This is a genomic window from Microbacterium sp. JAI119 (genome assembly GCF_013410135.1).
Taxonomy (GTDB): domain Bacteria; phylum Actinomycetota; class Actinomycetes; order Actinomycetales; family Microbacteriaceae; genus Microbacterium; species Microbacterium oxydans.
In genome coordinates, this window is record NZ_JACCCK010000004.1 from 197357 (window position 1) to 219030 (window position 21674).

24 protein-coding genes and 1 riboswitch are annotated in these 21674 nt (G+C 68.0%); of the genes, 11 read left to right on the plus strand and 13 right to left on the minus strand.

The genetic code is table 11. The features are described from left to right. The first annotated feature begins 37 nt into the window (after window positions 1–37). Entirely contained in the window at window positions 38–712 is a 675-nt protein-coding gene (locus HDC31_RS20345) for an iron-sulfur cluster-binding domain-containing protein (RefSeq protein ID WP_308472285.1), read from the plus strand. A gap of 24 nt (window positions 713–736) precedes the next feature. On the opposite strand, the gene HDC31_RS17050 is transcribed toward HDC31_RS20345, so the two are convergent. Then, a complete protein-coding gene (locus tag HDC31_RS17050; protein WP_113680425.1) occupies window positions 737–1888 on the minus strand; it encodes a calcium:proton antiporter in 1152 nt (383 codons plus the stop codon). Window positions 1889–2026: 138 nt separating this feature from the next. Further along, window positions 2027–2311 carry a hypothetical protein gene (locus tag HDC31_RS17055; RefSeq protein ID WP_113680426.1) on the minus strand — a complete coding sequence of 95 codons (285 nt, stop codon included), beginning with the start codon at window positions 2309–2311 and terminating at the stop codon, window positions 2027–2029. 138 nt (window positions 2312–2449) lie between these two features. Then, a riboswitch (guanidine-III (ykkC-III) riboswitch) is annotated at window positions 2450–2514 on the plus strand. Window positions 2515–2693: 179 nt separating this feature from the next. Here HDC31_RS17055 and HDC31_RS17060 point away from each other — a divergent pair. Together HDC31_RS17060 and HDC31_RS17065 are read left to right on the plus strand one after the other, a co-directional pair. After that, window positions 2694–4409 carry a cytochrome bc complex cytochrome b subunit gene (locus HDC31_RS17060; protein WP_113680427.1) on the plus strand — a complete coding sequence of 572 codons (1716 nt, stop codon included), beginning with the start codon at window positions 2694–2696 and terminating at the stop codon, window positions 4407–4409. Continuing rightward, a complete protein-coding gene (locus tag HDC31_RS17065; protein ID WP_113680428.1) occupies window positions 4387–4968 on the plus strand; it encodes a hypothetical protein in 582 nt (193 codons plus the stop codon). Before HDC31_RS17060 ends, HDC31_RS17065 begins: the two co-directional genes overlap by 23 nt. A 268-nt stretch (window positions 4969–5236) precedes the next feature. Here HDC31_RS17065 and HDC31_RS17070 read toward each other — a convergent pair whose 3' ends face one another. Then, the gene (locus tag HDC31_RS17070) at window positions 5237–6232 is read right to left on the minus strand and encodes a Clp protease N-terminal domain-containing protein (protein ID WP_179516374.1); all 996 of its coding nucleotides are present in this window, start codon (window positions 6230–6232) and stop codon (window positions 5237–5239) included. After that, window positions 6232–6474 carry a hypothetical protein gene (locus HDC31_RS17075; RefSeq protein ID WP_046748024.1) on the minus strand — a complete coding sequence of 81 codons (243 nt, stop codon included), beginning with the start codon at window positions 6472–6474 and terminating at the stop codon, window positions 6232–6234. The genes HDC31_RS17070 and HDC31_RS17075 overlap by 1 nt, the downstream gene beginning before the upstream one ends. A 153-nt stretch (window positions 6475–6627) precedes the next feature. Between HDC31_RS17075 and HDC31_RS17080 the strand changes: the two genes are divergently transcribed. Both HDC31_RS17080 and HDC31_RS17085 read left to right on the plus strand, forming a co-directional pair. After that, the gene (locus HDC31_RS17080) at window positions 6628–6798 is read left to right on the plus strand and encodes a hypothetical protein (RefSeq protein ID WP_156172634.1); all 171 of its coding nucleotides are present in this window, start codon (window positions 6628–6630) and stop codon (window positions 6796–6798) included. Continuing rightward, complete coding sequence (locus HDC31_RS17085) at window positions 6795–7097, plus strand: hypothetical protein (protein ID WP_046748025.1); 303 nt, start codon at window positions 6795–6797, stop codon at window positions 7095–7097. Before HDC31_RS17080 ends, HDC31_RS17085 begins: the two co-directional genes overlap by 4 nt. Window positions 7098–7153: 56 nt before the next feature. Here the strand turns inward: HDC31_RS17085 and HDC31_RS17090 are convergent, their stop codons facing one another. Then, window positions 7154–8338, minus strand: coding sequence for a zinc-dependent alcohol dehydrogenase (locus HDC31_RS17090; protein WP_058630980.1), 1185 nt, complete (start codon window positions 8336–8338; stop codon window positions 7154–7156). A gap of 105 nt (window positions 8339–8443) precedes the next feature. Continuing rightward, window positions 8444–9772 (minus strand): cytochrome P450, encoded by a 1329-nt coding sequence (locus HDC31_RS17095; RefSeq protein WP_113680430.1) that lies wholly within the window; start codon window positions 9770–9772, stop codon window positions 8444–8446. Between the two features lie 193 nt (window positions 9773–9965). Here HDC31_RS17095 and HDC31_RS17100 point away from each other — a divergent pair, with 193 nt between their 5' ends. Continuing rightward, window positions 9966–10403 (plus strand): SRPBCC family protein, encoded by a 438-nt coding sequence (locus HDC31_RS17100; protein ID WP_061016319.1) that lies wholly within the window; start codon window positions 9966–9968, stop codon window positions 10401–10403. On the opposite strand, the gene HDC31_RS17105 is transcribed toward HDC31_RS17100, so the two are convergent. Continuing rightward, entirely contained in the window at window positions 10374–11117 is a 744-nt protein-coding gene (locus HDC31_RS17105) for an aspartate/glutamate racemase family protein (RefSeq protein WP_113680431.1), read from the minus strand. The two genes, HDC31_RS17100 and HDC31_RS17105, sit on opposite strands and share 30 nt — an antisense overlap. Window positions 11118–11142: 25 nt before the next feature. Continuing rightward, window positions 11143–11967: a shikimate 5-dehydrogenase gene (locus HDC31_RS17110; protein WP_258546250.1), complete on the minus strand. Its 825-nt coding sequence runs from the start codon at window positions 11965–11967 to the stop codon at window positions 11143–11145. 645 nt (window positions 11968–12612) lie between these two features. Here HDC31_RS17110 and HDC31_RS17115 point away from each other — a divergent pair. Then, a complete protein-coding gene (locus tag HDC31_RS17115) occupies window positions 12613–12819 on the plus strand; it encodes a cold-shock protein (RefSeq protein WP_017203899.1) in 207 nt (68 codons plus the stop codon). Window positions 12820–12944: 125 nt separating this feature from the next. On the opposite strand, the gene HDC31_RS17120 is transcribed toward HDC31_RS17115, so the two are convergent. Next, window positions 12945–13610 (minus strand): HAD hydrolase-like protein, encoded by a 666-nt coding sequence (locus tag HDC31_RS17120; RefSeq protein WP_058630908.1) that lies wholly within the window; start codon window positions 13608–13610, stop codon window positions 12945–12947. Between the two features lie 143 nt (window positions 13611–13753). Here HDC31_RS17120 and HDC31_RS17125 point away from each other — a divergent pair, with 143 nt between their 5' ends. Further along, window positions 13754–14176 carry a response regulator gene (locus tag HDC31_RS17125; RefSeq protein WP_113680437.1) on the plus strand — a complete coding sequence of 141 codons (423 nt, stop codon included), beginning with the start codon at window positions 13754–13756 and terminating at the stop codon, window positions 14174–14176. A 10-nt stretch (window positions 14177–14186) separates the two neighbouring features. Here HDC31_RS17125 and nucS read toward each other — a convergent pair whose 3' ends face one another. Next, window positions 14187–14882, minus strand: coding sequence for an endonuclease NucS (nucS, locus tag HDC31_RS17130; RefSeq protein ID WP_045262658.1), 696 nt, complete (start codon window positions 14880–14882; stop codon window positions 14187–14189). 56 nt (window positions 14883–14938) lie between these two features. After that, window positions 14939–15817, minus strand: a complete 879-nt coding sequence (locus tag HDC31_RS17135) for a GAP family protein (RefSeq protein WP_113680432.1) — start codon at window positions 15815–15817, stop codon at window positions 14939–14941. A 115-nt stretch (window positions 15818–15932) separates the two neighbouring features. On the opposite strand from HDC31_RS17135, the gene HDC31_RS17140 reads away from it, so the two are divergent. After that, window positions 15933–17129 (plus strand): sensor histidine kinase, encoded by a 1197-nt coding sequence (locus tag HDC31_RS17140; protein ID WP_113680433.1) that lies wholly within the window; start codon window positions 15933–15935, stop codon window positions 17127–17129. Further along, a complete protein-coding gene (locus HDC31_RS17145; protein WP_179516375.1) occupies window positions 17126–17773 on the plus strand; it encodes a response regulator transcription factor in 648 nt (215 codons plus the stop codon). Before HDC31_RS17140 ends, HDC31_RS17145 begins: the two co-directional genes overlap by 4 nt. A gap of 3 nt (window positions 17774–17776) precedes the next feature. Here HDC31_RS17145 and HDC31_RS17150 read toward each other — a convergent pair whose 3' ends face one another. Next, window positions 17777–19015 (minus strand): MFS transporter, encoded by a 1239-nt coding sequence (locus HDC31_RS17150; RefSeq protein WP_046748034.1) that lies wholly within the window; start codon window positions 19013–19015, stop codon window positions 17777–17779. A 60-nt stretch (window positions 19016–19075) separates the two neighbouring features. Between HDC31_RS17150 and HDC31_RS17155 the strand changes: the two genes are divergently transcribed. Beyond that, window positions 19076–20137, plus strand: a complete 1062-nt coding sequence (locus HDC31_RS17155) for a LacI family DNA-binding transcriptional regulator (RefSeq protein ID WP_113680101.1) — start codon at window positions 19076–19078, stop codon at window positions 20135–20137. A gap of 19 nt (window positions 20138–20156) precedes the next feature. On the opposite strand, the gene HDC31_RS17160 is transcribed toward HDC31_RS17155, so the two are convergent. Continuing rightward, on the minus strand, window positions 20157–21656 hold the full coding sequence (locus tag HDC31_RS17160) for a hypothetical protein (RefSeq protein ID WP_113680100.1): 1500 nt from the start codon (window positions 21654–21656) through the stop codon (window positions 20157–20159). Window positions 21657–21674: the final 18 nt, after the last annotated feature.

Here is a 21674-nt window from a genome sequence, read left to right on the forward strand (position 1 = left end):
TCTGCTGGTCAGCGGAGGAATCGGTATCACTCCCAGCGTGGCTCTGCTGCGCTCGCGCGTCGCGCGACGCGGAGCAGGACGCATACGAGTCGTGCACAGCGCGCGTAGTTCGACGTCCCTGCCGTTGTGGGCGGAGGCATGCAGGGCGGTCGCCGAGCTCACGGACGCTACGGCACAGCTCCATGTCACCGACACGCCGGCGCCGGAGAGCTGCGAGGGTTTCACGGCCATCGAGGGGCTGATCGATGCCACGGCCCTGGCGTCCATCGTGGCCGACCTGGATCTCGAGCAAGCGGATGCCTCGGTATGCGGTCCGCCGACTTTCGCTGCCGCCATGCGCGCCCTGCTCGTGCAGTCGGGGTTCGCTCCTGAGCGCGTCCACGTCGACCTCTTCTCCTCTCCGGCGAGTTCGGAGTGGGGGCCGCCGCGCGTGCCTCGCGCCGACGTCCCGTTGCGCGTCGATTCGGCTGCGGGCTCCTTCGTGTGGGAGCCCGCGGCGGGAAGCCTGTTGAACGCCGCCGAGAGTGCGGGTCTCGACTGGCCGAGTGAATGCCGTGTCGGAGTGTGCGGTACTTGCGTGCGTACCGTCACACACGGTGAGTTCGAGTACCTCAACGAGCCGTTGTGCGAGCCGGGGCCAGGGCGCGTCGCCGTCTGCAGTGCCGCGCCGCTGACCCCTCTGCGCCTGGACGGCGCGGCTCCCGGAACGTGACTCCGGGGCACTCCGCTTCGGAGGTCAGCGGAAGAGGACCACGAGGTAGACCCCGAAGGTCACCAGGTGTGCGGCGCCGTGCATCGCCGTCACGCGCTTCGCGGCGAAGGTCGTCACCGACAGCAGCAGTGTGACGCCGAGCATCAAGAGGTTCGCCGGAGACTCCGCGAGCACGACCGTCTGGCCGGTGAACATGCCGATGATCAGCACGGCGGGGATCGTGAGTCCGACCGTCGAGACGAGCGCACCGTGGCAGAGGTTGGTGACGCGCTGAGCTTCTCCGCCCAGAGCGGCGCGGACCGCGGTGATCGACTCGGGAAGGAACACGATGCCCGCGATGAGCACGCCGGCGAGGGCGACCGGAGCGCCGAGGCGGCCCAGCCCGTCGTCGAGCAGTGCCGCCATGTCGTGGGACAGGAGCACGATCGGGATGACGGTGACCACCAGCAGGGCGAGCCGCACGAGGACCTCCGTGCGATGCTCGGCGAGAACCTCACGGATCCCGCTGTGCTCCTCCGTGTTCTCCTGGCGCTGCGGACTCTGCAGCAGGCGCGGGTCGACTTCGGTGAAATCGCCCGCCTGCGCGCCCATCTGCCGATAGAGGAAGAACGCGTAGAGCGCGAGGGTGAGCACGATGATCGGGATCTCCTGCGCCACCGTGTAGGACCCGTCCGTGCCGATCAGAGCGGGGAGGCCGAAGGCGAGCGCGACGAGCACGACCAGCATGGACAGGTACGCGGAGGTGCCGGTGCGGTTGTGGGCCATGCCGCGGTGGCGGAGTCCGCCGACGAGGAGGGCGAGCCCGATCACGAGGTTGAGGATGATCATCGCGACGGCCATGACCGAGTCGCGGGCGATGGTCGCATGCTCGCCTGGTCCGAGCATGACGGCCGAGATCAGGATCACCTCGATCATGACGATCGAGAGCGTGAGGACCAGCGAGCCGTAGGGGTCTCCGAGGCGATGCGCGAGGGCTTCCGCCTGCTTCACGACGCCGAACGCGCAGACGAGGATCACCGCGATGATGACCGCGAGCGCGATGACGAGCACCGGGGTGGGCACGGGAGGCTCCAGTACCGGGTGGAGGAGAAGGAGGGCGGCGAAGGCTCCCCATCCCAGGACGACGCGGACGATATCCGTCGGGCCGATCAACGTCTTCAGTTCCGTGCGTGACATCGCCGGACTCCTTCGGGTGGGGCCGTCCCCGAATGATGAACACGACCGGGTCGTCCCGGCCGCGGCGCTGAGTCAGCGCACTGCATCTGATGGTACGCGGTCGGTCGCGGCGGTGGCCTCGCGAACGACGGCGATCTGTCACTCCGGAGCGGAGGACTCGGAGAGCATGCGGATGTAGCGCTCCACGTCGCGGCGGAACGCCGATTCGCGACGTCGACGGCGCTCTACGCATACCCATTGCGCGGTCGCCCACGCGAGGAATCCCGTCGAGAGGAGTAGTTCGAGCCAGATCCCCTGCGGGCCGACGCTGAGGGCCGCAGCGCTGACCATCGCGAACGAAGCGCTGCACAGCACGAGTGTGGCGCGGGCGGTACGGGGTTCGCGGGATGCGATCCAAACCGGCCAGGCGGATGGGTGGTTCACGGGAGACTCCTGTCGGGGTCGTCCCCGGTCTGTCTCACCGTCGGAGGTCGTCCCCCGCCGTCGTGTCCTCTCCAGGGTAGCAAACACGGTACGACGATGGCCGATCCCGTGGAGCCGTCCGTTGTCTGATAGCTTGGCGGCAGGTTCGTTCCTGAACCGGCGGACGAGGGCGCAGTACCCGCACAGCGACAAGACTGACCAGAAGGTCGTCCCGTGTTGCCAGGTGCGTGTGGAACCACCCTGAATCCCGCTCGCCGTCCCCCGTGGACGCCTCTTCGTCGCGCCCGTCGGCGGACGTCTCGCGCTACCGATCGGTCGCGCGCGTTCCTGCATGCGCAGCCTCAGAGCTCCCTGGCCCGCTACCACCGAAGAGGACCGAATCATGTCACGTGAGTCTCCGACTCTGGATCAGACCGCGCAGAAGAAGGAGCCGCCTCTGGGCGGACGCTTCGTCGGTGCCGCATCGAACTACCTCGACGAGCGCACCAGCGTCTCCGGACTCCTGAAGGAGCTGAGCCGAAAGGTCTTCCCCGACCACTGGTCGTTCATGCTCGGCGAGATCGCCCTGTGGGCGTTCGTCGTGGTGTTCATCTCCGGCACGTTCCTCACGTTCTTCTTCCAGGCGTCGATGGTGCCGACCCACTACACCGGCGCCTACGCACCGATGCGCGGGATGGAGATGACGGCGGCCTTCGACTCGGCGCTGCGCATCTCGTTCGACATCCGCGGAGGACTCCTGGTGCGGCAGATCCACCACTGGGCAGCGCTCGTCTTCGTGGCAGGCATCGGTCTTCACATGCTCCGAGTGTTCTTCACGGGCGCATTCCGCAAGCCGCGCGAGCTCAACTGGGTGATCGGATTCGTGTTGTTCATCCTCGCGATGGCGGAGGGCTTCACGGGCTACTCGCTCCCTGACGATCTTCTCTCCGGCAACGGACTGCGCATCATCGACGGCATGATCAAGGGCCTCCCCCTGATCGGCACCTGGACCTCCTTCATGCTGTTCGGCGGCGAGTTCCCGGGGACCGACATCATCGGCCGTCTCTACACGCTGCACATCCTCATCCTTCCGATGCTGGTGATCGCCTTGATCGTGGTGCACCTGATGCTCATGATCATCAACAAGCACACGCAGTTCGCCGGCCCCGGCCGCACGAACGACAACGTCGTTGGTTACCCGATGATGCCGGTGTACGCGGCGAAGATGAGTGGCTTCTTCTTCATCGTGTTCGGGGTGATCGTGGTGCTCGGCACGTTCTTCCAGATCTTGCCGTTCTGGATCTACGGTCCCTACGACCCCTCGCCGATCTCGGCCGGCACGCAGCCGGACTGGTACATCGGGTTCGCCGACGGTGCGCTTCGGCTCGCACCCCCCAACTGGGATGTCGTGATGTTCGATCGCACCTGGTCGTTCGGCATCATCGTCCCGGTCGTCATCATGGGGTTGTTCATCGTCACGGTCGCGATCTACCCGTTCATCGAGGCGTGGGTCACCGGCGACAAGCGCGAGCACCACATCGCACAGCGCCCCCGCAACGCGGCCACCCGCACCGCGATCGGCGTCGCAGGCGTCATCTTCTACGCCGTGCTGTGGGCCGCTGCATCGTCCGACCTCATCGCGACGCACTTCATGCTCACGATGGAAGGCGTCATCCACACCCTGCAGGCGCTGCTGTTCCTCGGACCTATCCTCGGCTACTTCATCACCAAGCGCATCTGCATCGCGCTGCAGAAGAAGGACCGCGAGATCGTCCTGCACGGTTACGAGTCGGGCCGTATCGTCCGCCTCCCCGGCGGCGAGTTCGTCGAGGTGCACCAGCCCGTCGACGAGTACGACCGCTGGAAGCTCATCGACGTCGACACCTACGAGCCGCTCGTGGTGCGTCCGAACGCGAAGGGTCGCATCCCGTGGACCGAGAACCTCCGTTCTTCGATCTCGCGCTGGTTCTTCGAGGACCGTCTGGTGCCGCTCACGCAGGCAGATATAGACGCGGTCGACGCGGGGCACGGGCACTACGGGGAGCCGGAGAAGACCGTTGATGAACGATCCGAGCACGAGGCCGTGGACAGCGGGAATGCCGACTCCCGAGAAGGCTGACCGCTGGCGTCCGAGCGCGGCGCACGCACTCGCCGCGCTCGGCGTCGCGCTCGGCTTCCTGTCGGGCGGTTTTCCGGGAGCGTTCGGGGCCTTTGTTGTCGTCGTCGGCATCGCCGCGGTGCGACGTGCACGGCGGCAGCATGCTTCCATTCCGAGATCGGAATGCACCTTCCTCGTTCTGGATGGAGTCGGGGTCGCGATCGCTGCGATGCGCTTCCGGATGGGCGACGGGGATCCGGAGCGTATGACGGAGCATCTGCGTGAGCGCGGATGGAGCCTCCTCGAGCCACCTCTCGATGGGCCGCTCGGGGCGTTCGATCGTGTCGGCGTCGCTTTCCAAGGCGACCGGAGTCTGATGGTGCGTGACCTTCACGGTTTCGGTGTTGGGCCGACCCTCCTCGCCGATCGCATCAGCGACCTGCCACGGGGATGGGGGCGGGCGGCGCAGGAGTCGGGCTACGTCCTCCTTCTCCTCGACGACGGCGCAGAGCCGGGTGCGGCGCCGGTGCTCGGAACCTATGCGGTTCTCGAAGGACTGGGCCGCACTGGCGGTCAGTGATGGAAATTTCCCGGTCAAAAGGAAATTTGACTTCCCCTGGATTCTCACTATGGTCGGAGGTTACGCCAGCCACTGAAGGGGAAGCGAGACACCATGTCCGGAAAGACCAAGAAGGCACCGCAGCTCACACTCAAGGAGAAGCGAGCCGCGAAGCGCGAGAAGAACGCGCCGGCCGAGTTCATCAAGCCCCGCAAGGGCGCGAAGGGCTGAGCGGACTCGACCCGGTGGGCGCATCGGCGAGTTCTGCGCGATGCGCCCACCCGGGGTTTCAGCGGAACACGCGCGTGATGCCGCTCTCGGTCTGGGTGAGCTGGAAGTAGGTGAGGACGTGCGCGATCGGCCGCCGGACGGGGCGGAGCACGCGACGCCGGATGCTGTGCAGAATTCCTCGTCGGGGTCCCCTGACCTCCCACGTGAGCGTCACCTGGATCTGTATTCCCCCAGCGGCATGTTCGAGCGCGAATGCGAGCACCCGTGACGTGTCGACACTCGCGTCCGGATAGGTGAAGCGCCAGGTTACGAATGCGCGGTCCTCGAACCGGTCCAGGAAGATCCGCTGACGTACGTAGGTGTCTTTGACGGACACGTTCTTGCCGTTGCGGACGGTGATCGTCCGTGCCTCCCAAGGGCCGGTGGGTGCGATCGCTGAGCCCACCTCGCCCACCCCGTGATCCCACTCGGGAATGCGGGAGGCCGACGACAGCAACTCCCACACGTCCTCGATGGGGGCGGGGACGAAGATCGAACGCTTAGCGGAGAAGCTGTTCTCATCGATCCTGTCTGTTCGCGCGGGATCGACGACCCGCGTGTCGTCGAGGCGAGATCTCAGCGCGTCCGGGTCCACATCGAGTCGTCGCAGGATCTCTTCGACGAGACCGCTCGGCTCATCCACGAGCGCGCGCAGCACCGCTGCGGAGTCGCCCCGGCGGCCGCCACTCGACGCCGCGGTCCACACCGCGAGCGCCCGGTCCGTCCACTCGTACCCCGAGGTCTCGTGGAAGACGATGCGGCCTGGCTCGTCCACACCTGTGGCGACGCCCACGGATTCGAGCTGAGCGGCGTGCTGAGCCGCGACGGCCGCGCGGGCCGTGTCGAGCCCGGCACCCATGCCGCGCAGGATCTGACCACCCGTGTCGGGGTCGATTGTCAGAGCGAGCAGAAGATGATCGATGTCGGTATCACGCACCCCGAAGCGTGAGGCCTCTTCCATAGAGGCCAGCGACAAGGTGTGCATCGTGGCAGCCGCCTGCACCAATCGGCTCATCATCCCCTCCGCGGAATCTCGATGGACGGATCGATCCGCTTCGAGTGCTTCTTGTGCACGGCCTGGCGGGTCACTCCCAGGGCGTCGGCGATGGACTGCCAGCTCATGCCGGACCGCAGCGCGGCTTCGACTTGCCGCAGTTCGAGCGCATCCGCGAGTCGGCGCAGAGATGCGACCGCGCGCAGCCCTGCTCGGGGATCGGTGGTGTCTGCAGCGATCTGTGCGACCTCGAGGGATTCCATGCTGTCAACCTACGTTGCTCATCCCCGCGCTGTCAACCAAGGTTGCTCACGTTCTCCGTGTTCGGGATTAGTCGCCCGTCGTCCGGGTGTCAACGGTCCTGCGGACCCGCGGATTCCGTTCCACCCTGGTCCTCCCGACGAGAGGAGTGCAGGATGTCGAATCCCGACGTGTATCCCACCGAAGGCGAGCAGCCGGAGACGCAGGGCGAAGACCCGATCGAGGCGGAGCTGGGCGAAGAGGGCCAGGGTGACCTCACTCCGGAAGACGAGGGCGCGGGCCACAGCGGTGACGCTCCCACCGACCTCAGGGACGGCACCGAATGAGCGGGAGCGAGGGAACGCGTCCGGAGGCGGCGACCTCGCCGGTCGAGGGCGACGCCGAATCCCGGATCGCCCAGCACCTCGCCGAGCGCGGGGGCGACCGGCCAGCGGACCCGGGTGACGTACCGGCCGGAGGAGCGGGTGCCGACTCCGGTGCCGCGTCGGCGGTCGGGGTCGAACCCGGATCCCGCTCGACGGTGCCTGACGAGTCGACACACAACGACGACCCGGGTATCGGCACCCGTCGACCCGATGTCGACGAGGGGAATCGCGAAGACGGAGACCCCGGCCGCCGGGCCTGAGGTCTCCGTCCCACGATTGACAGCCGCGTCTGTCAATCGCGGCTGTCAGGCTCGCGTCACACCGTCGACGGGCGCAGCACCACCTTGATGCAGCCGTCTTCCTTCTTCTGGAAGGTGCGGTACAGCTCAGGCGCGTCGTCGAGGGGCGCACTGTGCGTGGTGAGGTCCATCACACCGAGCGGGTCGGCGATGTCCTCGACCAGGGGCACCAGCTCATCCACCCAGTTCTTCACGTTGCACTGCCCCATGCGCAGGGTGATCTGCTTGTCGAACAGCGTCTTCATCGGCATGATGTCGGCGTCGCCCGCGTAAACTCCGCTCAGCGATACGGTCCCTCCGCGGCGAACGGTGTCGATGGAGGCGTAGACGGCGGCCAGACGATCGACACCCGCCTTGTCGAGCAGCTGTCGTGCCGCCGGATCCGGGAGTACGCCCACCGCCTTCTGCACGAACTCGACGCCCGCGTTGCCGTGAGCCTCGAGCCCGACGGCATCCACCACCGAATCGGCGCCGCGCCCGTCGGTCAGGTCCCGCAGCTCATCCACGATCGTGTCGGTGAGGTCGAACGTCTCGATGCCGTGGCGTTCCGCCATGGCGCGACGCTCCGGCACCGGATCGACCGCGAGCACCCGGTGCCCCCGGTGCCGTCCGATGCGGGAGACGAACTGTCCGACCGGACCGAGCCCCATCACCACGAGGGTTCCGTCGTCCGGCACCTGTGCATACTCCACTCCCTGCCACGCCGTGGGAAGGATGTCGCTGAGGAACAGATACCGCTCATCGGGCAGGTCGCTCGCGATGGGGATGTGGTTGTAGTCGGCGAGGGGCACCCGCAGATACTCCGCCTGCCCGCCGGGGACCTGCCCGTACAGCTTCGTGTACCCGAAGAGGGCGGCTCCGCTGCCGTACTCGCGCACCTGGGTGGTCTCGCACTGCGACTGGAAGCCGCGTCGACACAGGTAGCATTCTCCGCACGCGATGTTGAACGGGATGACGACACGGTCTCCCACGGCGAGCGTCTTCACGTCCGCACCCACCTCGACGACGACTCCCATCGGCTCGTGGCCCAGGATGTCGCCGCGATCGAGGAACGGGCCCAGCAGCTCGTACAGATGCAGGTCGGAACCGCAGATTGCCGAGGACGTGACCCGGATGATCGCATCCTCCGGCTGCTGGATGACCGGATCGGGAACCTCCTCCACCGTCACCGTGCGCTTGCCCTGCCAGGTCAATGCCTTCATGATGTCCTCCGATCCTTGGTCTTCGTTCGTCCGCGCCACGCTCGTCGCTCCCAGGGCGACCGGCCACCGGGTTGACAGCTGCCTCTTGACGTGCGGACGCGCGTCTCAGTGGAACGGACAGCCGCGGGTCGATCCGCTCTTGCGCACCGCTCCGCCCGATGCGGGTCTGGTCGGCAGTCGTCGCCGGTTCACCTCGAGTCCGGTGTCGAGGATGTCGAGACGCGGATCACTCAGCACGGCGATCGCCGCAGAGAGACCGGCGATCACGAGCTTCTCGCCGGGGCAGCGGTGCCCGGTGGCGACGTCGGCACCGCCCTGCGGGATGAAGGTGCGGATCGACTCGTGATTTTCGACGTCGGTGAACCGCTCGGGTGCGAATCGATGCGGGTGGGCCCACGATTGCTCGTCGGTGTCGGTGCCGAGGATGTCGAGCACCACGCGCCCGCCTGCCGGCACCCGCACGTCGCCGATCTCGATGTCGACGATCGCGCGCCCGGGCAGCATGGGCACGAACAGAGCGGTGCGCCGCACCTCCTGCGCGAACATCACGGCCAGAGGCCCGCTCACCAGCGCATTCCGTTCGACGGTCTCGGCGGCGATCCGCTCGCGCCATTCGGGCCTGTCGTGCAGTTCCTTGGCCGCGAAGGCCACGAAACGCGCCGCGGCGATCATCGGGCGGATGCTGTTCTGCAGTTCGATGCCGGCGAGGCGGGCAGGGAGCAACGAGCCGTCCTGATCGCGGTGGTCGGCCCACTCGGCCAGGGCTGTGCCTTCTTCGGCGTGCAGTGAGCCAGATCGGACGGCATCGATGAGTCGCTCCGCATGCCGATCGGACCACATCCTGTTCACGAAGGCGGCCACGTACTCGGGTGAGTAGGGAACACCGAAGCCGTCGACGATCTGCGCCAGCCGAGCCGCCCATCGGGTCTTCGCTGCCGGTGTACCCGGCAGCCCGGCCCAGCCCATGATCGCGCGGCCGAAGGCGCCGACCGCCGCGTCGTACGCACTGCGGGTTCCCCCATCGAGCCAGGCGTCCTCCTCCACTCTCCACTCGCGCTCCAGCCAGGGAGTCAGGCGCGCGACCTGCGCATCCTCATAGGCCACCTCCACGAACGTCGCTTTGCGGTGTCGGTGCGCCGACCCGTCCAGGCTGTGCACGGACCCGTGTCCGAACAGCGTCTCCTGGACGATCTTCGGCATGGCGCCGTGGCGGGCGATGCGCGACTCGTCATAGAACAGGTCGATGCCCTCGACTCCCCGCACGAACACCGCGTCGTCTCCGAGCAGTCGCATCGGAGCCGACCGTGCACCGGGCTCCGCACGCCGCCAGATGCGTGCGCCGAAGTCGTAGCCCCGGGTGAGGAGCGAGGGCGAATCGTCGTGGACGACCGCGGTGACGGCCTGCACCACGCGTGAGCTCAGTCTTTGCAACATGCTCCGACGGTGCCAGGCGCCGCCTGATCCCTCCAGGGGGGAGCGCTCCGGATCGGAGTGTGCTATCTCCGTCGGATCCGCGATGTCAAGCGGGTCCCCTTGGCGCCTGGATGCCGCGCAGGATGACTCCGCAGGAGCAGACGGCGCTGCAAACAGACGGTGCTGCAAATGGACGGCGCTGCAAGGAGGAGACATGGCGACGAACACCCGTGACCTGGCGTGCACGACGGATGACGTGTTCCGCGTGCTCGCGAACGGCTGGCTCTACCCCGCATGGGTGGTCGGAGCTTCCCGCATGAGAGACGTCGACGAGACCTGGCCGGCGGTGGCGGCGCAGTTGCATCACTCCGTCGGGGTCTGGCCCGTGCTGCTCGACGACACGACCGAGGTGCGCGAGTGGGATCCGCCGCGGCGGGTCGTGCTCAGGGCGCGCGGCTGGCCGATGGGCGAGGCGACGGTCACGCTGCGAGCACGCACGACCCCCTCCGGTTGTCAGGTGCGCATCGACGAGGAGCCCGTCGCAGGGCCCGCGGCGCTGATCCCGCGGTTCCTGACCGCCCCGATCCTGCGCTGGCGCAATGCCGAGACGCTCCACCGCCTGTCATACCTCGCGGAGGGGCAAACCGACTGAGTCCGCTCGATCGGCCGCGGCGTCGCCGCCGAGAGCGAGGGCGACCGCGGCATCCACATGCAGCGCCGTCGTCGGGAACACGGGCACCGGTGCATCGCCGGAGGAGATGAGCAGCTCGATCTCGGTGCAGCCGAGGACGATCCCCTCTGCGCCGTCGCCCACCAGGCGCTCGATCACCTCCGCGTAACGTCGACGGGACTCGTCGCGGATGACACCGTGCACGAGCTCGTCGTAGATGACGGCGTGCACAAGCGCGCGATCGTCGGCGCCGGGGACGAGTGTGCGGACACCGTGCCGCGCGAGCCGTTCTGCGTAGAACGGCTGCTCCATCGTGAAGGCCGTGCCCAGAAGCCCGACGGTCCGCAGGCCCGCGGCGGTGATCGCCTCACCTGCGGGATCGGCGATGTGCAGGAACGGGATGCCGACCGCCGCTCGGATGCGGTCGGCGACCAGATGCATCGTGTTGGTGGCGAGCACGAGAAGCTCCGCACCGGCACCCTCCAGCGCTGCGGCGCGCGACGCCAGCAGATCACCCGCGGCGTCCCAGTCGCCACGCGCCTGCATCGCCTCGATCTCCGCGAAGTCGAGCGAGTCCAAAAGGATGCGAGCGGAGTGGTGGCCACCGCGCTGCGCGCGCACCCGTTCGTTCGCCAGCCGGTACCACTCCAGTGACGACTCCCAGCTCATGCCGCCCAGGACACCGATCGTCTTCATCGACGCACCACTCCCCTCTTCGCCGTCAGGCGTTCCCTGCGCGCATGAACTCCTCGGCATCGCGCACCTGCTCGGCGGACGGTCGGATGCCGGTGTAGAGCACGAACTGCTCCAATGCCTGCAGTGTCGCGACCTCTGCTCCTGTGATCAGGGTCTTCCCCGCTGTGCGAGCCGCGGCGATCAGCGGAGTCTCGGCGGGAAGCGCGACCACGTCGAAGACCACGGACGCGCGTGCGATCGTCTCCTCGGGGAACGCGAGCGCGTGCTCCTCCGCGCCCCCGGCCATGCCGATCGGGGTCACGTTGACCAACACGTCGGCCGTGGCCTCGCCGACCTCCGCCGACCAGTCGAATCCGTACAGGTCCGCCAGCGCACGTCCGCTCTCCTCGTTCCTGGCGACGATGGTCACGCGCGAGAAGCCGGCGTCCCGGAATGCTGCCGCGGTCGCCTTGGCCATGCCGCCCGACCCACGCAGCAGCACCGAGCTCGCAGGATCCAGGTGCTCGCGTTCGATGAGCTGAGCGATCGCCGAGTAGTCGGTGTTGTGGGCGGTGAGCACACCGTCGTCGTTGACGATGGTGTTGACCGAGTCGATCGCGCTCGCCGAGGGATCCATCCGGTCGACCAGGGCGATGACGTCTTCCTTGTAGGGCATCGAGACCGCGCAGCCGCGGATGCCGAGCCCGCGGACGCCCGCGATGGCCTGCGTGAGATCGGTGGGGGCGAACGCCTTGTAGATCCAGTTGAGCCCGAGCGCTTCATAGAGGTGGTTGTGGAAGCGCGTGCCGTTGTTGCTGGGCCGTGCGGAGAGCGAGATGCACAGCGTCATGTCCTTGTTGAGCAGAGTCACCGCATCAGGCTACTCGCGAGTGACGGAGCCCGCGGATTCGGGGGAGAGAGGACGACGGAGGTGCCTCCGTGCTGTGAGTCCCGTCTCCGCCCGAAACCTGCGATCCCTGCGGGATCAGTACCCTGACCTTCTCCGATATCGCGTGGACGAGAGTCCGTGGCGACATCGTGCATCCTCCCCTATGGTGAAGGTGCATGCACACGGGGATTGATCGTCTCCGTCTCTCCCCAGGAGACGGCGGCCCTCCCCAGGGGCAGACGATCCGTGCATGCGATTGGGCCCTCTCGAGTAGTTCAGTCCCCAATGGGCTACTCGAGGGGGCCGCTATCGTCCAGTCTCGCACCGAAGTTCAGATTTGTCCCCCAAAAGGGGGACAAGAGCGTCGAAAAGGAGCTAAGCTGTTCCTGACGCACCCTCCGGTCGTCTTCGGCCCTCATCGCTCCCCCCGCGGTGAGGGCCACACCATTTTCGGGGCGCCTCAGGCGCCGTGCGGGTCGCGAAGCGACGCATGACGGGCGGATGCCGCTCGTGCAACATTTGGATTACCTTCTTGCAGCGGCTATTCCGCTCGGGGCCTCCTCCACTAGCGTTAGCGATGTCGGGGCATCCCTGCGTCGGCTTCTTCATCAGCAGAACAGGCAGTACATGAGCACCCAGGGCACGGTCAAGTGGTTCAACTCGGAGAAGGGCTTCGGCTTCATCTCCCCCGACGACGGAGGCGCTGACGTCTTCGCGCACTACTCCGCCATCCAGTCATCCGGCTACCGGTCTCTCGAAGAGAACCAGCGAGTCGAGTTCGATGTGGCACAGGGTCCGAAGGGCCTGCAGGCAGAGAACATCCGCCCCGTCTGAGACGGGCGCGACACAGAACTCCCCACCGGATCGCGTCCCCGATGCGTCATCCGGCGGGGAGTTCTGTGCTTTCTGAGGTCCTCAGCGCCGCTTCGGCTGATACCCGTCAGCGGGAGGAGGCGGGGTCAGCTCAGCAGCAGCGCGCGCAATTCTGCGACCGAGGCCGCTCGGAACGCGGCGTCATCGCCTTCGTGCCTGTCGCTGAAGCCCCACTCGACGAAGATGACGGGGACGTCGTTGGCGTTCCCGCCTTCCACGTCGTGATGGCGGTCACCGACCAGAACCGGTCGTGACGTGTCGGCGCCGAGCGCGCGCAGCCGACGAAGCGCCTCGGCGACGATGTCGGTCTTCGAGGCGAGAGTCGACTCGTCGGGGGTCGCGCCGACTGTGGTCAGGAACGCGGGGCGCAGGCCGAAGTGATCGACGAGGGCATCGACCTGGTTCTCGGGCTTCGAGCTGGCGGTCGCCTGCGGCACCCCGGCGGCGTGCAGCTCGTTGATGAGCTCGACGACGCCCGGATAGGTCGCGACATCGGTCGTGTAGCCGTCGGCCTTCCCGAGCGTGCGGTAGAAGGCCACGGCCTCGGCGGACTGCTCCGGGGTCATTCCCGCCTGGTCCTGGAAGGACTGGAACATGGGCGGACCGATCCAGTGCACCAGCTGCTCACGCGTGGGCGCGGGGTGGCCGAAGTGCGTGAGCGCGATGTCGAGCCGGCGAAGGATGCCGACGGACGCGTCGACGATGGTGCCGTCGACGTCCCACAGCACGCAGGAGTAAGGGGAGTGAGGCACCCCTCCACCCTATGGCCCGGAAGAGGACGGTCGCCTTTCCTGCACAGGTGTGCACGAACAGGGCTTATCCACGTCTCATGTGAGCACTCTATGTCCCCATATAAGGTCGTGACAACGGCGGATGTGCGAGTCAGAATGGGGGTATGTACGTGTCGGTGGAGATCATCACGATGTTGGCCACGGCCGCGACGCTGCTGGTGGCGATCATCGGCGGATTCGGCTGGACGATCAACCGGATGGATGCGCGTTTCGCGGCGCAGGACGCACGACTCGATGCACGGTTCGATGCGCAGGACGCGAAGTTCGATGCGCGGTTCGATGCGCGTTTCGCGGCGCAGGACGCACGACTCGACGCACGGTTCGATGCGCAGGACGCGAAGCAGGACGCGCAGGACGCGAAGCTCGATGCGCACGATGCGAAGTTCAGCGCACGGTTCGCGAGTCTCGAATCGCGATTCGACCGCGTGGATGCGCGATTCGATCGAGTCGAGCAGGAGATCTTCGAGGTGAAGATCGCGATCGCGCGTCTGGAGGGGCCGACGCCGCGGCTCATCCCCGTCCGTTGAGGCCGTCTGCTCAGAACAGGCGGGGGATGCCCGACTCGATGCCCTTCATGTCGTCGTAGTCGAGCACCAGACAGCGGATGCCCCGATCCTCGGCGAGTACACGCGCCTGCGGCTTGATCTCCTGGGCGGCGAAGACACCCTGGACGGGGGAGAGATGTGGATCGCGGCCGAGCAGCTCGAGGTAGCGGGTCAGCTGCTCCACGCCGTCGATGTCGCCGCGGCGCTTGATCTCGACGGCGATCGCCGCGCCGTCGGCATCGCGCACCAGCAGGTCGACCGGCCCGATCGCCGTCGGGTACTCGCGGCGCACGAGCGTCGCACCCTCGGAGATGCGCTCGACCTGCTCCGCGAGAAGTCGCTGAAGGTCTGCCTCGACGCCGTCCTTCTGCAGTCCGGGATCGATGCCCAACTCGTGCGAGGTGTCATGGATGATCTCGTAGATCTGCACGCGCAACGCGTCACCGGTCTTCTTGTGGGTGACCCGCCAGACCTCGACGACGCCGGCGCTCGCCTCTTCCTCACCCGGAGTCTCGTTCGAGAGAGAACACGGGGGACTCATCCAGTTCAGCGGCTTGTAGCTGCCGCCGTCGGAGTGCACGAGCAGACTCCCGTCGCCCTTGTGCACGAGCAGACGCGTGGCGAGCGGAAGATGGGCATTGAGCCGACCGGTGTAGTCGACCGAGCAGCGGGCGATGACGAGACGCACCCGTCGAGCCTACTTCGTCGGGAGCGCTGCGCGGTCGCACCCGGAGGGTGTGCCGGTCACCGGTCGAGGAACGAACCGATCGCCTCGAAGAGGCCGAGTTCGGTGGCGGCGGAACGGGCGATGAGGAACCCGATGATGCCGATGATCCAGGCGGTGTTCTCCGCCCCGGTGCGCTCCATCCAGGCGGCGAAGCGTTCGAGCGGCCGTTGCACGAGTGGAGCGGCCACCATCCGCAGCACGAGCAGCACGACCGCGGGCAGGATCATCAGCGCACAGTATCCCGCGAGCGAGAGCACACGCAGCGGCGTGTCGATGCCGGCATCCGCGAGCATGGTCATCGCCACGATGTACGGCAGCATGGTGGCGATCTCGACGAGCCCTGCGGCGATGGCGACGGCCATCACTGCGGTGCCGCGGGTGCGCGGGTCGAGGAGCCGCTCCCGCCACCGCGTGATGCGTCCGGGACGAGGAGCAGGATCGGTCGCGATCGCGGACGCGGCATCCGGGGGAGCCAGGCGGGAGCCGTTCGCATCCTGCGCGCCCGGTGTCCCTCCCCGAAGCGGCACCGGAGGCGCGGATGCTGTCTGCGGTGCGGGCGCCGGTGCGTTCTTCTCTTTCTTGCCGCCGGTCGGCATCACGAATGCCGTGATGAGGAGCGCTGCTCCGACGACGAGCCGGACGATCAGTCCCGCGGGCGACGCGAGGAAGTCGGACGCGACGTCGACGAGGTTCACCAGGCCCCACAGGAACAGGAGGCCGACGACCAGATAGAACGCGGCGATGGTTCCCAGATACAGCAGGATCCGCCCGGCGCGCACCCGCCCCGGGTGCAGCAGCAGGAAGACCGGGATGAGGAGTGTGCCGACGCTCAGCCCGTCGATCAACGCCAGGAGCGCGAGCGACAGGGGGAGCGGCAGTCCGCCGAAGAGTTCCATGCCACCACGTTCACGGACACTCCACCGATCCGGATCGGGCGAAAGTACCGTCTCCGCAGAGCCACTCATCCCTTCGTCGGATGCGCGGCGGCGGCCGTCGTGGTTGCATGAGGGCATGCACGAGCAGGTCGAAGGCGGATTCGGCGCCTGGTACCGCCGGCACCGTTGGTGGGCGGACCCGCTGGGCATGGCGATCTTCGCCGTGGTGATGGCGGCCTTCGGATTCCGGGGTATCTGGGGGCCGTTCTCGCTCCTGCAGGAGCCCCTGTCTCCGTGGTGGGCGCTGGTGCTCGCCCTTCCCGCCTGTGCGATCGCCCTCTTCAAGCGGCGCATGCCGGTGACCGTGCTCGTGCTCGTCTCCCTGCTGTTCGTCGCTGACCTGCTCACCGTGGGGGGCCTCGGGACCCTCGTGGTGCTCCTGGACGTCCTGTGGACGGCCGCTTTCCTGGCGGATTCCCGCGGGCGAAGGATGCTGCTGGTGCTGCTGGGGGCGGCGACCGTCGTCCTCTTCCTCTGCGCCTGGCTGCTCACCGATGTGTCGTTCCCGGTCGCGTTCCTCATCGGAGTGCAGTTCGGAGCGATCTTCGGCACCGACTACTGGTGGGCCGTGGCGGTATCCCAAGCGCACGAGCTCGCGGAGCTGCACCGTCAGCGGGCGGAGCATGCCGCAGCCGTCGCCGAGCGCGACCGAGTGGAGGCGGTGCAACGGGAGCGCGAGACCATGGCGCGCGAGCTGCACGACGTGGTGGCCGGCCATGTGATGGCGATGGCGATCCGCGCGGAGGCCGCCCTGTCGACGCCGCCCGATCCTCCGCGGGACCGCGAAGCGCTGCAGGCCGTGCGTGATGCAGGTCTCGATGCCCATGCGGCGCTGCGATCGATGATCTCCGTGCTCCGGCGCGGTGAGGGTAGTCCCGCGTCCTCGCCGCGGTGGGGGGACCTCGAGGGGATCGTGCAGGAGGCGGAACGCGCGGGACTCACGGTGCGACTCGTCGCCGATCACGTGGGTGATGTCGGTTCCGCGCTCGAGCAGGCCGTCATCCGCATCGTGCGGGAGGCACTGAACAACTGCATCCGTCACGCCAGCGGCGCCGAGGTCGACGTCATCATCCGCAGGAGCGGACCCGAGGTGCGGGTCGAGGTGCGTTCGAGGGGTGGCTCGCCGAGCGGGGCGTCCACGTCAGCGGATGGGGGCTGGGGGTTGCAGATGCTCAGGGAACGGGTCGCCGCGCTGGGGGGCGCCTTCATTGCCGGGCCGGTCGCCGGCGGGTGGTCGGTGGAAGGTCGCATCCCGACGGAGGCAGCGGCATGAGCGAGCCGACGGTGCTGCTGGCGGACGACCACGGCGCGATCAGGGCGGGGCTGCGCATCATGCTCGAGGCGCAGGGGATCACGGTGGTCGGGGAAGCGGCGGACGGCGATGTCGCCGTCCGCAACGCCGCGGCGCTGCGTCCCGACGTGGTCCTGATGGATCTGCGGATGCCGGGACGCGACGGGATATCGGCGACGGCGGAGATCGTCGAGCGCCACTTGAGCGACGTGCTGGTCCTCACGAGCTTCGACGAGGACGACCTGGTGTTCGGGGCGATCCGCGCAGGCGCCGTCGGCTTCCTCCTCAAGACGGTGGACGCTCCCACGCTCGGCGGGGCCGTGCGGGCGATCGCGGCGGGCGAAGGCGCGCTCGATCCGCGGGTGACGCGCCGAGCGCTCGCCGCCGTCGCCGAGAGCGCCGCCGTGCCGGCACAGGTCAGGCGCCGCGAGGGGATGGTCGAGCTGACGGCCAGGGAGCAGGACGTCCTCGACGGGATCCTGCAGGGGTGGTCGAACGCCCAGCTCGCCGCGCGACTGCGCATCTCGGTCCCCACGGTCAAGACGCACGTCTCGAACGTGCTCACCAAGCTCGGCGCACGCAGTCGGTCGCATGCGGCCGCGCTCGTACGCGGCCGCGACGACTGACGCTCAGCCCTGTGCGACCGTCGCGACCGAGCTCTTCTCGTCGTCGCGGAGCGGACGCGCAGCACCCGAGAACAGCCCGGACATCACGACCAGCGCGACCAGGATGAACAGCGTGTTGAGCAGACCGATGTGCTCGCTGATGATTCCGAGCACCGGCGGGCCGCCGAGGAAGGCGATGTAGCCGATCGTGGCGGCCGCGCTCACCCTGGCCGCGGCCTTGGCGGGGTCGTCTGCCGCCGCCGACATGCCCAGCGGGAAGCCGAGCGATGCGCCGATTCCCCACAGCGCGGCTCCGACCAGCACGAGCGGGAAGGTGGGGGCGAGGATGAACAGCAGGATGCCCGACGCTGCGGTCGCTGCGAGGATGCGCAGGACCAGGACGCGGCCGAAGCGATCCACGAGGGGACCGCCGAACAGGCGCACGACGGTCATGCCGACCGAGAACACGGCCAGGGATACGGCTCCGGTGCCCTCGGCGAAGCCGTGACCCTGTTCGGTGCCCAGGGCGATCCAGTCGTTGGCCCCGCCCTCGGCGAAAGACATGCCGAGCATGACCACACCGATGAGGTAGGTGCGGGGCTCGCGCCACGCTTCGAGCGCCGTGTGCATGCGGACGCGGAAGGCCGGCTTCTCATGCGCCGCGGGATCGAGGGCGGCCTCGCGCACCGGGACCTGGAAGAAGCAGACGATCGCGATCACGGCGATCAGCCCGCCCATGATCGCGGCGTGGGTCGCGACGTCGACGGCGAGCTGCGCGGCGAGAGCGCCGATCCCCGCACCGATGACGGTGCCGAAGCTGAAGAAGGCATGGAAGACCGGCAGGATCGTCTTGCCCATCTGCTGTTCGATCGCGGTCGCCTCGACGTTCATCATCACGTCGACCGACCCGTTGCCGAAGCCGAACAGCACCATGCCCACGATGACGACGGGGACGGAACCGAACACGTTCGCGCCCAGGCCGACCAGCACGATGCCGAGCGCGAACGTCAGCATCGTGAGGAGCATCCCGCGCCGGGCGCCCAGACGTGCCATCACCGCGGGGCCTGTCGAGATGCCGAGGATGGACGAGATGCCCATGCCGAGCAGGATCAGACCGACCTGCGCGTTGTCGAGTCCCAGCGCCTCCTTGATCCCGGGCACGCGCGACGCCCAGGTCGCGATCGAGAGGCCGCTCGCGAGGAAGATGGCGAAGATCGCCGCGCGCCAGCGCACGAACTGCGAACGAGAGAGGGCTGTTTCCATGCCGGACAGCCTATCGAATCGATTCGACCGTAGGGAAGCGCGGGGAGCTATCCTCGAAGTATGAGCAGCCAGGAGACGCCGCGTCGGCCCACGATCGCCGACGTCGCACGTGAGGCGGGCGTGGCGACCTCCACCGCATCCGTCGTCTTCAGCGGCAAGGCGAACGTGGCCGCCGCCACGAGGGAGCGCGTCCTCGCCGCCGCAGCCGATCTCGGCTATGCGGGGCCGGACCCTCGTGCGGCCTCGCTGCGACGTGGACGCAGTGGCATCGTCGCCGTGGTGCTCGAAGGGCATCTGCGTGCAGCATTCCTCGATCCCGTGACGACCGCCATGATGGACGGCCTCACCGACGGGCTCGCCGACCTGAGCGCCGGCATCCTCCTCATGCGCGACGAGCCGGGGGAGGAGGGTGCAGCCATCACCAACGCCCCCGTCGACGCCTTCGTGCTCATCGGCTGTTCCGGGCGCACGAAGGCCTCGCTCGAAGTGGTCCTCGGCCGCGGACTGCCCGTGGTCGTCATCGAAGGCGACGCCGGAGAGGGCATCCCGCGCATCACCCTCGACAACGTCGCAGCCTCCGCTGACGTCGCCCAGCACGTCTACGACCTCGGGCACCGCGACGTGGCGCTGGTCACCCTCTCGCTCGACAGCGAGCGCGAGCGCGCGCTGGTGACGCCCGAACGGGTCGAGAAAGCGACCGTCGACGTCTCAGTGCACCGTCTCGAGGGGATGCGTCAGGTCTTCCCGGACGCGCCGGCGATCTCGGCGTCCGGCAGCTTCATCGATGAGGGCGTGCTGGTCGGCCGCATGCTCCTGACCGACCCGGCCACTCGACCGACGGCCGTGCTCGCGCAGAGCGATCTGCTTGCGGTCGGCGTCATCCGCGCAGCCGAGGAGCTGGGTCTCCGCGTGCCCGAAGATATCTCCGTCGCGGGCTTCGACGGCATCGAGGTCGACGGGCTCGGCGATCTCACGCTCACGACCAGCGTGCAGCCCGCGGTCGAGAAGGGGCGCGCTGCCGGGGAGCAGATCGCCCGCATGCTGCGTGGCGAACCCGGGATCACGCAGCACCTCACCTGCGTGTTCCGAGCCGGCACCACGACGGGCCCCGTCCCGCGCTAGCGGCGTCCTCGCCGAGTGCTCAGCTGTGCTGTGAGCCGAGCGGCAGAACGCGTTCGCCGAAGTCGAGGATGCGATATCGCCCGCACTCGACGACATCGTCGGGTATCGCCGGTGTGGAGAGCTGCCACGCGACGGTCTGGGAGTCCTCGACGAGGAACGAGACTCCGTCGACGTCGAAGTCCTCGCGGTTCACCAACCATGCGTACGCGTTGAGCTCGTGATCGACCTGCACGAGGTGGCGGGGATCGGCGACATGCAGCTTCGGCAGCCGCACGGTCCAGAACTGTCCGCCGCCGATGCGGCCCGAGGCATCGACCCAGTCGGTCACGCAGGTGAGATCGGGGTCGGGCGTCGTGCTCGCCGCGACGAGCCGAGGCACGCTCAGCGCCCCGCCCACGAGCAGGAGCACGGCCGCGGTGGCCGTGAGGGCACGGGGTGCCCGGGCGGGCATCCGCGGGATATGGGGAGCGGCCACGATCACGAGCACGGGTCCGAACGCGAGCGGCTGCAGGTAACGGGCGGCGTGGGTCCCGAGGGCGATCGCCCCGACCAGGACGAGAGCGGGCATGGCCCACGCGACCGTGGCGACGAAACGGGAGCCGGTGTCTCCGACGCGTGCCGTGTTCGCGATCGCCCAGCCGACCAGAGCCCCCACGACCACGACTCCGAAGATCCCTGCGGGCGTCGCAAGGCGGTCGAGGAGAAGGCCCCCGTAGTAGCCCGCGGATTCCGTCCAGAGTTCGGGCTGGATGTAGCCGGTACCGGTGTTGGCGATCCATGCCCGAAGCGGAATGCGTCCGAGGAAGCCCAGCGCGGTGCCGATGACCAGCACGACGAGGATCGTTGCGGTGCGTGTTCGTCGTGGCGGGCGAAGGAGCATCACGAGGAGCAGCAGCGAGAGCGGAACCGTGGCCCAGGCGGCGAAGAGGGGATTCGAGAGCGTCGACACGGCGGCGATCGCCCCGAGCGCGATCAGTGCGCCGATACCCCCTGCGCTTCGGTCGAGCACGCGACGGACCAGTCCCACACAGAGGACGACGGCGACCACGGTGGCGGCGTAGTACGTGGTCGTCAGCAGCAGTGAGGCCAGCTCCAGGGCGTCTCGGGACCCCGAGAGATCGGTCATGGCGAGGATCGCGAAGGTGCCCATCCCGAGCAGCGCCCATGCGACGGGGGCTGTCCTGTCCCGCCGACGCCCTACGGCGACGCGGAGTGCACCGTAGAGGGCCAGCATGTTGACCACGGCATTCACCGTGAGCAATCCGTTCACATCGAGCCCGAGCGCGGCGTCCAGCCCGGAGAACACCGCGGACTCGGGCAGGAAGAGTACGCTCGACATCGCCCAGTCGAGGGGTGCGCCGGAGAGCAGCGACCGAGCGAACATGCCCACGACCAGGGAATCTCCGTCTCGGAACAGCAGCTCAGCGCGGGCGGATGAAGCCACCTGAGCGACGGTGATGACCGCCACGACCAGTGCTCCCGACCAGCCCGCGAGCTCTCGCACCCAGACCCGCCGCATGGGCCAACTCTCGCACGG

Coding starts and splice junctions, on each gene's coding strand:
- HDC31_RS17145 (WP_179516375.1), top strand. CDS start 17,126: ATGAGCGAGCCGACGGTGCTGCTGGCGGACGACCACGGCGCGATCAGG.
- HDC31_RS17115 (WP_017203899.1), top strand. CDS start 12,613: ATGAGCACCCAGGGCACGGTCAAGTGGTTCAACTCGGAGAAGGGCTTC.
- HDC31_RS17100 (WP_061016319.1), top strand. CDS start 9,966: ATGGCGACGAACACCCGTGACCTGGCGTGCACGACGGATGACGTGTTC.
- HDC31_RS17080 (WP_156172634.1), top strand. CDS start 6,628: ATGTCGAATCCCGACGTGTATCCCACCGAAGGCGAGCAGCCGGAGACG.
- HDC31_RS17075 (WP_046748024.1), bottom strand. CDS start 6,474: ATGGAATCCCTCGAGGTCGCACAGATCGCTGCAGACACCACCGATCCC.
- HDC31_RS17150 (WP_046748034.1), bottom strand. CDS start 19,015: ATGGAAACAGCCCTCTCTCGTTCGCAGTTCGTGCGCTGGCGCGCGGCG.
- HDC31_RS17060 (WP_113680427.1), top strand. CDS start 2,694: ATGTCACGTGAGTCTCCGACTCTGGATCAGACCGCGCAGAAGAAGGAG.
- HDC31_RS17095 (WP_113680430.1), bottom strand. CDS start 9,772: ATGTTGCAAAGACTGAGCTCACGCGTGGTGCAGGCCGTCACCGCGGTC.
- HDC31_RS17070 (WP_179516374.1), bottom strand. CDS start 6,232: ATGAGCCGATTGGTGCAGGCGGCTGCCACGATGCACACCTTGTCGCTG.
- HDC31_RS17050 (WP_113680425.1), bottom strand. CDS start 1,888: ATGTCACGCACGGAACTGAAGACGTTGATCGGCCCGACGGATATCGTC.
- HDC31_RS17090 (WP_058630980.1), bottom strand. CDS start 8,338: ATGAAGGCATTGACCTGGCAGGGCAAGCGCACGGTGACGGTGGAGGAG.
- HDC31_RS17135 (WP_113680432.1), bottom strand. CDS start 15,817: ATGGAACTCTTCGGCGGACTGCCGCTCCCCCTGTCGCTCGCGCTCCTG.
- HDC31_RS17140 (WP_113680433.1), top strand. CDS start 15,933: ATGCACGAGCAGGTCGAAGGCGGATTCGGCGCCTGGTACCGCCGGCAC.
- HDC31_RS17125 (WP_113680437.1), top strand. CDS start 13,754: ATGTACGTGTCGGTGGAGATCATCACGATGTTGGCCACGGCCGCGACG.
- HDC31_RS17105 (WP_113680431.1), bottom strand. CDS start 11,117: ATGAAGACGATCGGTGTCCTGGGCGGCATGAGCTGGGAGTCGTCACTG.
- HDC31_RS17065 (WP_113680428.1), top strand. CDS start 4,387: ATGCCGACTCCCGAGAAGGCTGACCGCTGGCGTCCGAGCGCGGCGCAC.
- HDC31_RS17085 (WP_046748025.1), top strand. CDS start 6,795: ATGAGCGGGAGCGAGGGAACGCGTCCGGAGGCGGCGACCTCGCCGGTC.
- HDC31_RS17155 (WP_113680101.1), top strand. CDS start 19,076: ATGAGCAGCCAGGAGACGCCGCGTCGGCCCACGATCGCCGACGTCGCA.
- HDC31_RS17160 (WP_113680100.1), bottom strand. CDS start 21,656: ATGCGGCGGGTCTGGGTGCGAGAGCTCGCGGGCTGGTCGGGAGCACTG.